The sequence below is a fragment of the Temperatibacter marinus genome (assembly GCF_031598375.1).
Classification (GTDB): domain Bacteria; phylum Pseudomonadota; class Alphaproteobacteria; order Sphingomonadales; family Kordiimonadaceae; genus Temperatibacter; species Temperatibacter marinus.
Genome location: NZ_CP123872.1, coordinates 1,181,439 through 1,194,280, shown reverse-complemented (window position 1 = coordinate 1,194,280; position 12,842 = coordinate 1,181,439). Strand labels below are relative to the sequence as shown.

Below are 12,842 nucleotides of genomic sequence, written 5' to 3'. Positions count from 1 at the left end.
AATTTTCATGACAGACGCGACACCGCATCTCTATCTTGTAGATGGATCTGGATTTATCTTCCGAGCCTATCACGCCATAAGACCGGGCAGTATGAACAGACCGGACGGAACTCCTGTGAATGCTGTATATGGCTTTTCAAGCATGCTGTTTAAACTGCTACAAGATTTAAGAGATGGAGAGCGTCCCTCTCACTTAGCCGTGATCTTTGATGCGGCAAAAAAAACTTTTAGAAATGATATCTATCCAGAATATAAAGCCCACCGCCCACCTGCACCCGAAGATTTAGTGCCACAGTTTTCTATCATTCGTGAAGCCGTTGAAGCCTTTGGGGTTAAATCTTTAGAAATGCCAGGCTACGAAGCTGATGATCTGATTGCAACTTATGCTGTGCAAGCCCGCAAAAAAGGCTGGGATGTGACAATCGTTTCAAGTGACAAAGATTTGATGCAGCTTGTTGATCAGGGGACGACCATGTTTGACAGCATGAAGAACAAACGGATCGGGATTGATGGAGTTCATGAAAAATTTGGTGTAGGCCCGGAAAAAGTGATTGATGTTCAGGCGCTTGCCGGTGACAGTGCTGATAATGTGCCTGGCGTACCTGGTATCGGCGTCAAAACAGCAGCCCAACTTATCAATGACTATGGGGATTTAGATACACTTCTAGATCGTGCTGCAGAAATTAAACAGAATAAGCGCAGAGAGAACCTTCTAGAATTTGCTGACCAAGCGCGCATCAGCCGCGATCTTGTGACTTTAAAGGTCGATTGCCCGATCACTGATGATCTCGAAACAATGGCTGTAAAAAACCCAGTGGCCGAAGACCTGCTCTCATTCATTGACACCCAATCTTTTAGAAGTTTACGCACAAAAGTGATTAATCATTACGGCGCTGATCTTGAAGACACGGCACATCAAGCCGCAGACAATGAAATTGAAAAAATCGAGACTGACTATAGCTGCATCACCACTCTTGATGACCTCTCGTTGTGGATTGAAGCTGCTTATTCAGCGGGCGTTATAGCTGTTGATACAGAGACTACAGGCTTAGATGCTACTGCGGTCGATTTAGTTGGGATTAGTCTATCCATAGACGCAGGCAAGGCTTGCTATATTCCTCTTGCCCATAAGGGGGATAGTGATGATATGTTTGCAGTGCCTCCAACACAAATTGATAAAGCCAAAGCCCTCGCGGCCTTGAAACCTCTCTTTGAAGATGAGAGCGTTTTAAAAATTGGCCAAAACATGAAATACGATATGACGATTCTCGCCCGAGAAGGTATCGCTGTCTCTCCGATCGATGATACGATGCTTATGTCTTACGCCCTCGATGCCGGTCGTCATGGTCACGGGATGGATGAACTATCAGGCATAAATTTAGACATAACTCCCGTTGCCTTTAAAGAGATAGCGGGCACAGGTAAAAATCAAAAAACATTCGACCTTATCCCACTGAAAGAAGCCACCCATTATGCTGCTGAAGATGCAGATCTAACAGGACGTCTTGCTCGCATTCTGAAGCCTCGACTTGCTGCTGAAAAGGTCAGAACCGTTTATGAAACGCTTGAGCGCCCACTTGTGAAAGTCCTCTCGGATATGGAACAGGCTGGAATAAAGGTAGACGGCGCGGAACTAAGACGCCTCAGTAATGAATTTGCTGAGGGTATACAGCGCTTAGAAATTGATATTCATGATCTGGCAGGGCGCCCCTTTAATATTGCCTCTCCCAAACAACTTGGCGAAATCCTATTTGAGGATATGGGCTTAAAAGGGGGTAAGAAATCTAAGACAGGGGCCTTCTCTACCAATGTTGATGTTTTAGAAAAACTTGCTGGTGAAGGCGTAGATATTGCACAAAAGGTTATCGAATACCGTCAATTTGCAAAACTGAAAAGCACCTATACTGACGCGCTGGTGGGACAAATAAATCCTGCAACAGGTCGTGTTCACACAAGTTATTCACTGGCCAGCACCACCACAGGCCGCCTATCCAGTAATGATCCAAACTTACAGAATATTCCAATCAGAACCAGTGAAGGCCGCAAAATTCGAAGAGCTTTTATCCCCGAAGAAGGCCATAAGCTCGTCGCCGCAGATTACAGCCAAATCGAGCTACGCATCTTGGCCCATATGGCGGATATTCAAGCTCTTAAAGACGCCTTTCATGAAGGAATTGATATTCATGCCATGACCGCCTCACAAGTGTTCGGCGTCCCTGTAGAGGGCATGGACCCTATGGTGCGGCGGAATGCCAAAGCAATTAACTTTGGTATTATTTACGGCATTTCGGCCTTTGGACTTGCCCGTCAATTAGGGATCAGTCGTAAAGAAGCTCAAGGTTTTATTGACGCTTATTTTGCACGCTTCCCCGGCATTCGGGCCTATATGGATGAAACCATAGAATTCGCAAAAGAGAAAGGGCACGTTGAAACCCTATTTGGACGGAAAGTCCACATCGGCGCTATCCAAGAAAAGAATCCTATGCGGCGTCAATTTGGTGAGCGCGCAGCGATTAATGCCCCTATCCAAGGGACTGCCGCTGATGTGATCCGGCGGGCAATGATTCAAATGCCTCCTGCCCTTGAGAGAGCAGGCCTCCTCCCCGATGTAAAAATGCTACTGCAAGTACATGATGAACTGGTCTTTGAAATTCCTGAAGCCCGGGTCACGGAAGCCTCTGCAGTAATTAAATCTACAATGGAAGCTGCATGTGAACCGATTTTAGAAATGGCCGTTCCTCTAGTTGTTGATGTAGGGGTCGGCGATGACTGGGAAGAGGCACATTAAAGGGAGTGCCCTTCTAATTTAGATTTAATTTCGGGAATATGGCGGGTCATAAAATCTTTAAAGGCTCGAAGACGCTTGCTAGACCGCAAGTCCTTATGGGACAGCATCCACAATTCAGAAATATTTTTAGGCGTTGAAAGTTTTTTCAAACGGGAATCAGGCTTCACAAAGCAGCAGGGGAAAAACCCTAAGCCTTCTCCTCTCTCAGCAATTTCGCATTGAATGCTTGGATTATTAAAATGTCCCATGATAGGCAAATGGGGGAAAGGGGACGAAGCGATCCATGATGGATGCTCTTCAGGTTCTCCCCATCCAATCCACCGTGCGGATGACTCTTTGCTCGTAGGCCTATGGCTCATCATATAGCTTTCCATAGCATAGACCGCTTCATTAAAATCGCCTATTTTTCGGCCAATTAAATGCTCTGGCGGAGAGTGCGTAATGCGAAAGGCAACATCAGCTTCCCGCTTGGATAGATCAAATAATTCATAAGACGTGCTAATTTTTACCTGAATCGCGGGATATTCTCTCATGAAGGCCAAAAAGTAGTCCAACAGTAAGGGAGTCACCAACACTTCAGGACATGTCACTGTCACAACGCCAGATAAGATATCATCCCGACCCGCAACCATACGACAATAGCTATGCACACGGGTTTCCATATCCCGTGCTATAGGGATTAATTCTTCACCGGCGGCTGTAAGACGATACCCAATTGATAATCGATCAAAAAGCTTCACCCCACTGGCTGCCTCTAGAGCATCTATATGACGCGATACTTTACTGTGGCTCACTTTTAGCTTCTTTGCAGCCTCACGAATAGAGGACGCATCAGAGACCGCCAAAAATATTTTTAAATCATTCCAATTCATATCCGTAACCTAAGATATTTCATAACGCTTGTATGGTTCATTTATGCACCAGACTATATCATTAATGCCTATTTATTGCACCATATAACTAGTTTAAGGACAGGGAGGTTCAAGAATAAGAAAGGCTTAGCAAATGACTTTACCAATAATGACAGCCTATGCAGCTGCTGCACTGGGACTCATCCAAATCATCTTAACTGTAACAACAGGCATTGCACGTCGCAAAGCAAGCATTTCTATCGGCGACGGTGGTAATCAAGAATTACTTTATAAGATAAGACGGCATGGAAATTTTATCGAGACGACCCCAATTTTCCTGATCCTTCTTGGATTACTGGAAGGGACGGGAGGCCCCACTTTAGTCGTGACTTTTTTCGCACTTCTCTTTCCTCTAGCCCGCATATCGCACGCTCTAGGCATGGCGGAAAATGGGTCACTTAAGCCAAGAATTTTTGGAATGCTTTCGACTATTATAAGTTTTTTAGTCCTATCAATATCATTAGTTTGGCACTTACAATCCCTATAACTGATGCTTGGACAAGTCTTGAAAACAATAAGTCCCAGACATCATGCCTGGGACTTACACTGAGCTTACTCAGGGGCTTGCCCTAAGACTTCTATTTGCACCTTTAGAATCGATAACTAAAGCCTGTCGAAACCATATTGATTTCATTAACGCCTGTTTTTTGGTATAATTTTGTTCGATTAAGTTTTGTATGAAACAGGATCCGCTCTGAAAAGGCATATTCCACACCAAGGCCTAATAACAAACCACTTTTACTAAATGAGGACCTCACATCAGTATTCAATGCACGCTCTCCCACATCTCTAGAAAAATCACGCATCTTTAGACGCGCTGAGGCCAATCCAATTTCTGAATATAAAAGCCATTCATACTCCGCACCTAATGTATACCCAACCGATACAGACAAATCTGTTTTTGAGTGAACATTCTGTGTTGTATAATATGTCACATCCTCTTCAGTATATTTAGTCCGCGATTCTGCACCTGATTTATCACCCAGATACATATGATTTAAGGTAAAGCCTAGCATCAATCCAATGTCATGCTGAAATCGCCATTTTCCATGAAACCCCCAATTAAATGTCTCATTATTACTACGGCCTATAAGGGCTGTAGACTGGGCATTTTCAGTCTTGTAATGAGTATAGCCAAAATCTAAGCCCGCTGCGATACCATCGAATTTCTTTTCGACAGTTCTATCAAAAAAATCCATTGACTGTGCAGATGCCATTGAAGATACGACTAAAATGAGCAGACTGCTCACAAATACAGTTAAATAATTCATCCTTTTACTCCAAACTAATTTAGGATAAAGAGAATTATACAACCATAACCGACCAAAAGAAAGCTTTTATATATAGAAAAGGCCTTTTGCATTCAGTGCAAGAGCCTTTCCCGATTCAACCAAAAACAGTGTGAGCCAACGCTCTACTGTACCTCAAAAATATGAGTTGTTTTTGCATCCAAGAGCAAAACACCCTGACTTAAGTCCTGCTTCTCCTGAGAGATTACATCTACAACACCTATGCGGCCGGACAACATCTCTGCATAGCGCGCAAGAGGTAATCTTGTTTCAGCATCATTTTTATTGAGAACCACCATGACTTTTTCACCAGATTTCATATATCTGAAGAAAACATAGACACCGTTTTCGGGCACAAAATGCATCAAATCACCAGTATGAATCACTTTCGCATTTTTCCGCCACTGCAATAGCTTTTTCAAATAAACCTGAGTTTTTTTCTGCTCAGCTGTCAAGCCCTTACCTGTAAAAGCATTCACAGCATCACCGGCCCATCCGCCAGGGAAATCTGTGCGAATCAAACCGTGATCTCCCGGTTTAGCACTGTTTTCCATTAATATTTCAGTACCGTAATAAAATTGCGGCACACCGCGCATGGTTGCAAAATAGGCCAGCGACATGCGGGTAAAGTCAGCATCCTCCCCCATTTGAGTATGAATGCGATCCATGTCGTGATTGTCTGGAAAAACAACCAATTCTTCTGGTTCTGGATATTGGAAATCTAGAACCAATTTATCATATAATTTCATCAAACCCTGACCCCAATGTTTATCATCGGTTTTAAGGGCGTCTCGGAAAGCTTCTTGAATTGGAAAGTCCATTAAAGACCTTAAGCAGCTTGTATAACCATCGTGATTCTTCTTACCCCGCTGCCAATAACTTACAATAGCAGGGTCATTAAACCATTCTTCCCCAACCACATTAAAAGATGGATATTCCTCGGCCAGTCGGCACGTCCACTCTGTCATGAAATGTTTATCCGGATATGGATAGGTATCCATACGAATGCCTGACAAGTCAGCATACTCAACCCACCAGATGGTGTTTTGAATAAGATAATCACTCATTAATTCGTTCCGCTGATTCAAATCAGGCATGGAAGCCACAAACCAGCCATCTGTGAACATTTTTCGATCATAGTCCGAAGCATAGGCATCAATATTTGCTTGTCTCCGATGGGACGTATTCACATAAGACCCTCCAAAATTTACCCAGTCTTTTGTTGGCTTATCTTCAACAAACCAATGCTTATGCCCACTATGATTTAAAATCATATCCATGATGGTCTTAATGCCCTGCTTCTTAGCCTTCTTCACGAATCGACGATAGTGCTCATTGGTGCCAAACCGTCGATCAACTTTATAAAAATCAGTCGCCGCATACCCATGATAAGAAGCATCTGGTTGATCGTTTTCAAGCACCGGGTTTAGCCAGATTGCAGTAAAGCCCATGTCTTTAATATAGTCTAAGCTATCCTCTAGGCCCTGAATATCACCGCCGTGACGTTTATAGCCCGCTGTTCGATCTAAGCTTTGTTCTCGCATGCCCTCAATCTGATCATTTGTCGGGTCCCCATTCACAAAACGGTCCGGAGTCACCAAATACATTACATCTGAGGTATTAAACCCTTCACGGTCAGCAGAACCCGCATCGCGCTCCTTCAATTCATATGCAAAAGAATGCTGTGCCACGCCTTTTTCATCAAGAAGATCAACTTTCATTGTGCCCGCTTTCGCTTGAGAGCCGATTGAAAGATAGGCGAAAATATAATTGGGATTTTCTGTCCTAACGACTTTAGTAAGAGAAACCCCTTCGTATGAAAACGTAGGATACAAGTGACCAATCTTCTCCCCATAAATAAGAAGTTGAAGGTCCTGATGTTTCATCCCTACCCACCAATTTAAGGGCTCTACTCTTTTCAAAGAGCTTTGAGCCTGTGCAGAGGATACAACAATAAAGACTGATAGTACGAATAGCGCGATTTTTTTAATCACAATTCTTCTCCCTAGAATCGCCAGAACACAGGCATGACTATGCGTGAAATAACTATACAAATCAAGGCAAATATATTTTGTATATTATAACAACATCAATAAAACTGCCATTTTTATTATGCAATAAAATGTCACACTATAGTTTTATTAGAAAAAAAAGCCCCTGACTTTCGTCAGAGGCTATCCTAGTAGTCGCTTAAAATTATAGTAATCCTATCCTCTTCTAAGCATCCAAATTTGTCACCGAGAGCGCATTGTCTTGAATGAAAGCCCGACGGTCTTCAACAATATCTCCCATCAATTTTGTGAAGATTTCGTCAGCAGTATCCACATGGTCAACCTTTACCTGCAACAATGTTCTAGCTTCAGGATCTAATGTTGTCTCCCATAATTGGTCCGGATTCATTTCGCCCAATCCTTTATAGCGTTGCATTGAGAGACCCTTTTTCCCTTGAGCTAAAAGAGCAGCAAGAAGTTCAGTCGGTCGAGAGACAATAACTTCAACTTCTTTTCGCTCCATCGTAACAGGTTCAGCAAACAGTTCTCTAACCGTTTTCATATGATGATCCAAACCCCTAGCTTCCTGACTGTCACAGAAATCTGCATTAAAGGTATAACTGTCTGAAATCCCTCGAATATGATAGGTAAATTTATAGCCGCCACTGTCAGCGCCTTGTCCTTCCCATTTACCAACATCATCTAAATTGTTCAAACGAGCACAAACTTCTTGAGCCACTTTTGATCGGTCTTCCAACTTACCCTGAAGGTCAGTATTAAATCCACCGAGCAGGCCGATTAACTCTGCCAATTCAAGGTTGGTACCTTGTGGGAAAGCGCGTAAATATGAATTTATGGTTTGAGCTTCACTCGCTAGATGGCGAATTTCTTCACCCGCATGTTGAGCCCCTGTTGCATCAGTAATCACAACATCTTGAACCCCATTATTTAGAAGATAGTCATCCATCGCCGCTTCATCCTTCAAATAGACCTCGGACTTGCCTCGACCGACTTTATAGAGAGGCGGCTGCGCAATATAAAGGTAACCGTTCTCAACAATTTCTGGCATCTGGCGATAGAAGAAAGTCAGCAGCAAGGTTCGAATGTGTGCTCCATCCACATCCGCATCAGTCATGATGACAATTTTATGATAGCGTAATTTCTCAAGATTAAAGTCTTCTCGACCAATCCCTGTACCAAGAGCAGTGATCAGCGTCCCAATTTCTTGCGATCCAAGCATCCGATCAAAGCGGGCTCGCTCTACATTCAAAATCTTTCCTTTGAGCGGTAAAATGGCTTGGTTTTTGCGATTTCGACCCTGCTTTGCAGAACCACCAGCAGAATCACCCTCCACGATAAAGAGTTCAGAGAGGGATGCGTCCTTTTCTTGACAGTCTGCTAATTTGCCTGGCAGCGAGGCCACATCAAGAACACCCTTTCTTCGGGTTAATTCGCGTGCTTTGCGCGCTGCTTCACGGGCTGTGGCTGCATCAATAATTTTCTGCACCACAATACGAGCTTCATTGGGATGTTCCGCAAACCATTCTGCCAATTTTTCATTCATCATGCCTTCAACAGCAGGGCGCACCTCGGAAGAAACCAGTTTGTCTTTAGTCTGAGAAGAGAATTTCGGATCAGGGACTTTTACAGACACAACTGCCGTTAAGCCTTCACGGGCATCATCCCCGGAAACAGACACTTTGGCTTTTTTTGCTATCCCACTATCATTCAGATAGCTGTTAATGGTGCGTGTCAACGCTGCTCGAAATGCTGCCAAATGCGTGCCGCCATCGCGCTGGGGAATATTATTCGTAAAACAAAGAACATTCTCATGGTAGCTGTCATTCCACTGCATGGAAACTTCTGTAACGATTCCATCTTTTTCACCAGCAACTGTTACCGGCTCGCCGATAATGGAATCTTTACTTCGATCTAGATAGTTAACAAAAGCCGTAATGCCGCCCTCATAAAAGAGCTCAACATCCTCAACATCTGCGTGACGCTTATCTTTCAGTAGAATACGCACCCCTGAGTTCAAAAAGGCTAACTCACGGAAACGATGGACAAGCTTATCAAAGCTGAATGTAATGTTTTTAAAAGTTTCAATCGCAGGCATAAAGGTAACTTCTGTACCTTTTTGACCTGGCTTGGCATCCCCGACCACAGCTAAATCATCAATTGGCTCGCCGTGTTCAAAGCGCATATGATGCTCTTTACCGTCGCGCCAAATTCTCAACTCAAGCCAATCAGAAAGAGCATTAACCACCGATACACCAACCCCATGCAAGCCGCCTGAAACTTTATAACTATTGTTATCAAATTTACCACCAGCATGCAGCTGAGTCATAATCACCTGAGCAGCCGAAACACCTTCTTCTTCGTGAATATCTGTAGGGATACCGCGTCCATTATCAAGGATTGAGCAAGACCCATCAGAATTGAGAGACATGGTCACAATATCACAGTGCCCTGCTAGCGCTTCATCAATGGCATTATCAGACACCTCAAAGACCATATGATGCAAACCTGAACCATCCTCAGTATCCCCAATATACATACCGGGACGCTTACGGACAGCGTCTAAGCCCTTCAAGACTTTAATGCTATCTGCGCCGTACTCTTCTGCACCATTTTCTAGGTTTTGCATATCTTCACTCATGATCCTGCGGATCCTTTCTTTTCTGTATCGTTCTTATTATTTTCTTTATCAGCCTCTGCAACTGCTCTAATCTTGCCCGGCGTTACAGTGAAAAATGCTGCGCGCCCTTTAAGGGCCTCAAACATACTAGCGTCAGTTCCTGTAAGCCAACATTGACCATTCAATTCCACAAGCGCGTCAAAAAGAGATGCACGCCTATATTCGTCAAGATGCGCCGCAACCTCATCTAATAAAAGAATCGGAGCCTTGCCTGTCAGAGCTTTAGTTAATCGAGCATTGGCCAATATTAAATTTATCAATAACGCCTTCTGTTCACCTGTTGAACAGAGAGTAGCCGGCATTGATTTCGGTGCGTGCGTCACTATCAAATCCGTCTTGTGTGGACCGAAACTGGTGCGTCCTTTTCCAGCATCAACGCCTCTGGACGCCTCCAGTTTACAACGATAGGTCTCTTCCACATCTGTCGCCGTAATACCTTCATTCAATAGACCTTCAAGGTCGCCGTCCAATGCTAAGAGCGCTTTAGGAAAAGCGCTATCTTGCGTTGAGGTTGCCTCAATTAACCCAGCAAGCTGACCCGTAAAATCCAAGCGCGCCACGGCAATCACTGTGGCATGCTCTGCCATCTGTCGCTCTATGACTGACACCCACGAGTGGTCTGCGTGCACACCGTGATCCTGCAGAATTTTATTTCTCTCTCGCATAAGGCGTTCATAGGCGCTCACCTGACGACCATGATCAGGATATAACCCCAAAACCATACGATCCAAGAAAGAACGCCGACTGCTCGGCGCCTCTGCAAAAAGACGGTCCATTTGGGGTGTGAGCCAACTGACAGCAAACCGTCCAGCTAGGGCTGTCGTACTTTCGCTCTCACCCTCTATTCGAACAACTCTCTTATGCGCCATCCCTTCGCTACGAAAAGCTTCGGGATCTAGACCTGTGCCAATCTGCTCTTTTTCAGTTCCCAGAAGGAAATCTGCAGATACCGCCCACGGCAGACCACTGTTTACCCGGCAAACATCGCCCAGTGCAGCATGACGCATTCCGCGACCAGGCGAAAAATAACTCACCGCCTCTAAAATATTCGTTTTGCCAGCGCCGTTTTCGCCCGTCAAGACAACCATCAACCATTCGTCTTGCACAACCATTTCAGCCTGCGCATAAGATCGATAGTTTGAAAGAACCAATCGGGTAACTTTGGACGGCAACACCCCTTCCTCCACATCGCTCGACGAGAGAATAGCTCTTTTAACTTTTGAGTTTTTTGTCATTCCGTCAAACACGCAAGGCCCCAAATAATGAATTCTGGCAAAAGATACCTTTTTACCAGAACCCAATTCATCTTAAACACGCATTGGCATCAATACGTAAAGAGCACCTTCATCAAGGATATCGCGCAAGACTGTCGGTGCAGCAGGATCAGCTAAATATACCTGCGCCGTATCTGACTCGATTTGCTGCAAAATATCCAAGAGATATCGACTGTTAAAACCAACATCAAAACTATCTGCCTGATAACTTGCCGCCAACTCTTCAGTGGCCGTACCACTATCTGGACTATTAACTGTCAACGTCAGCATATCAACGCCTAACGACATTTTCACGCTACGGGTCTTATCACTAGAAATTGTCGATACACGGTCCACAGCTTCTGCGAAAGTCTTGGCGTCAATTTCCAATATCTTATCATTCCCCTCAGGAATAACCCGTGTATAATCAGGGAATGTGCCGTCGATTAATTTTGAGGTAACCGTCGTGCCCCCGTAGCTGAATCTAATTTTTGTATCAGACAAAGCCACATGGATAGCCGTCTCACATTCATCGATGAGCTTGCGAATTTCAGCAACAGTTTTACGAGGCACAATAATACCTGGCATCCCCATAGCCCCTTCTGGCAAATCTTGCTCAACCTGGGCGAGGCGGTGACCATCCGTAGCGACCGCCCGCAAGCGCGGCCCTTCTTCAGCGTCGGCCACATGAAGGTAAATGCCATTCAGGTAATAACGCGTCTCTTCTGTAGAGATCGCGAAACGGGCTTTATCAACAAGTCGCTTCAACTCTTCTGCAGCGATTTCAAAACGATGGGGCAAATCGCCTTCACTCATCACGGGAAAATCTTCTTTAGGCAGACACGCCAGTGTAAAGCGAGAACGTCCACTTTGAACAATCAAGCGCTCTCCCTCTTCAAGAGTAAGCTGAACTTCAGAACCATCTGGCAACTTCCGAACAATGTCAAAAAGCATATGCGCCGGCACTGTGGTAGAGCCCGCAACCTCAACCATTACCCCTACATTTTCAACAATTGCAATATCCAAGTCTGTGGCAGTCATCGCTAGATTACTGCCGTCAGCTTCAAGCATCACATTGGAAAGAATTGGAATTGTATTGCGGCGCTCAACGACGCTTTGAACATGACCCAACGTTTTTAAAAGAGTATTGCGTTCTATGGTAACTTTCATGGATTATATCTTCTTTATTGAAAGGTTCTCCCACGGACCAAAAAAACCCTTGAAATTCTCAAAATGAGCCAGCATTCCCGCTGTTTTACTCAAGGCTGAGCCGATAAAAATCACACCCATTTTTTTTGATCCAAACTCATTCTTAACAATAGCGATTTTCTAGCCAATTCCAACAAAAAAGAGTATGAATTCCCTATTTTTTTACTGAATTAAGTGGCGAGTCGCCCCACGATTCGATTCTAATTGATTCTGTGGCAATTTTTCACAGAAAAATCCATCGATTCACCGACCTACTACAGAGACTATTTTTGCCTATCATGAGGGCTTTCTACAGCCTAACAGGCGGGCTTTTATAATCGACAGGCTATCATGTACGAGACCCGCTCAGCATTCTCCATTTCGCCTTTGCGGTATATGGCAAGGAGAGTGTGTGACTGGGACGTTTCCATCAGAGCATTAAGAAAGTCAGAGTTGCCGAACGCCTGATTGAAATTTCTTTATTTTATGATTTTCCCGTCTTCTTTCAGGATATTATTCTGGATCTATGCAAAAATTGGTTCAGAAACCAAACGAAGCTACCTGAAATACTCAAGTTGATCGTCAATGCGCTTTTTCCGTGCCGCAAATTCTTGCAAGGCCTGTCGAAGCGCTTGATCCCTTATCCAATTTAAACGTCCTGATGAGTCTCGGAGCGTTTATTTGCTTCTTTGACATTCTCTGAAAAATCTTCATACAGCAAAGT

At 44.3% G+C, this 12,842-nt stretch carries 8 protein-coding genes; 2 read left to right on the top strand and 6 right to left on the bottom strand.

Annotated elements, in window-relative coordinates; genetic code table 11:
- Positions 1-7: 7 nt before the first annotated feature.
- Positions 8-2,788 carry a DNA polymerase I gene (gene polA, locus QGN29_RS05415; RefSeq protein ID WP_310799673.1) on the top strand — a complete coding sequence of 927 codons (2,781 nt, stop codon included), beginning with the start codon at positions 8-10 and terminating at the stop codon, positions 2,786-2,788.
- On the opposite strand, the gene QGN29_RS05410 is transcribed toward polA, so the two are convergent.
- Entirely contained in the window at positions 2,785-3,660 is an 876-nt protein-coding gene (locus QGN29_RS05410) for a LysR family transcriptional regulator (protein WP_310799671.1), read from the bottom strand. The genes polA and QGN29_RS05410 overlap by 4 nt on opposite strands.
- Before the next feature lie 133 nt (positions 3,661-3,793).
- On the opposite strand from QGN29_RS05410, the gene QGN29_RS05405 reads away from it, so the two are divergent.
- A complete protein-coding gene (locus QGN29_RS05405; RefSeq protein WP_310799670.1) occupies positions 3,794-4,186 on the top strand; it encodes an MAPEG family protein in 393 nt (130 codons plus the stop codon).
- Between the two features lie 103 nt (positions 4,187-4,289).
- Here the strand turns inward: QGN29_RS05405 and QGN29_RS05400 are convergent, their stop codons facing one another.
- From QGN29_RS05400 to dnaN, 5 genes are all read right to left on the bottom strand, one after another.
- Positions 4,290-4,970, bottom strand: a complete 681-nt coding sequence (locus QGN29_RS05400; protein ID WP_310799669.1) for an outer membrane beta-barrel protein — start codon at positions 4,968-4,970, stop codon at positions 4,290-4,292.
- 143 nt (positions 4,971-5,113) lie between these two features.
- Positions 5,114-6,982, bottom strand: a complete 1,869-nt coding sequence (locus QGN29_RS05395; protein WP_310799668.1) for a glycoside hydrolase family 13 protein — start codon at positions 6,980-6,982, stop codon at positions 5,114-5,116.
- 223 nt (positions 6,983-7,205) lie between these two features.
- Positions 7,206-9,638 (bottom strand): DNA topoisomerase (ATP-hydrolyzing) subunit B, encoded by a 2,433-nt coding sequence (gene gyrB, locus QGN29_RS05390; RefSeq protein WP_310799666.1) that lies wholly within the window; start codon positions 9,636-9,638, stop codon positions 7,206-7,208.
- A complete protein-coding gene (recF, locus tag QGN29_RS05385; protein WP_375164683.1) occupies positions 9,635-10,849 on the bottom strand; it encodes a DNA replication/repair protein RecF in 1,215 nt (404 codons plus the stop codon). Before recF ends, gyrB begins: the two co-directional genes overlap by 4 nt.
- Positions 10,850-10,984: 135 nt before the next feature.
- Positions 10,985-12,100 (bottom strand): DNA polymerase III subunit beta, encoded by a 1,116-nt coding sequence (dnaN, locus tag QGN29_RS05380; RefSeq protein ID WP_310799664.1) that lies wholly within the window; start codon positions 12,098-12,100, stop codon positions 10,985-10,987.
- Positions 12,101-12,842: the final 742 nt, after the last annotated feature.

Bases quoted from the DNA above. Each gene is read 5' to 3' on its own strand.
- polA (WP_310799673.1), top strand. From the start codon at position 8: ATGACAGACGCGACACCGCATCTCTATCTTGTAGATGGATCTGGATTT.
- QGN29_RS05410 (WP_310799671.1), bottom strand. From the start codon at position 3,660: ATGAATTGGAATGATTTAAAAATATTTTTGGCGGTCTCTGATGCGTCC.
- QGN29_RS05405 (WP_310799670.1), top strand. From the start codon at position 3,794: ATGACTTTACCAATAATGACAGCCTATGCAGCTGCTGCACTGGGACTC.
- QGN29_RS05400 (WP_310799669.1), bottom strand. From the start codon at position 4,970: ATGAATTATTTAACTGTATTTGTGAGCAGTCTGCTCATTTTAGTCGTA.
- gyrB (WP_310799666.1), bottom strand. From the start codon at position 9,638: ATGAGTGAAGATATGCAAAACCTAGAAAATGGTGCAGAAGAGTACGGC.
- dnaN (WP_310799664.1), bottom strand. From the start codon at position 12,100: ATGAAAGTTACCATAGAACGCAATACTCTTTTAAAAACGTTGGGTCAT.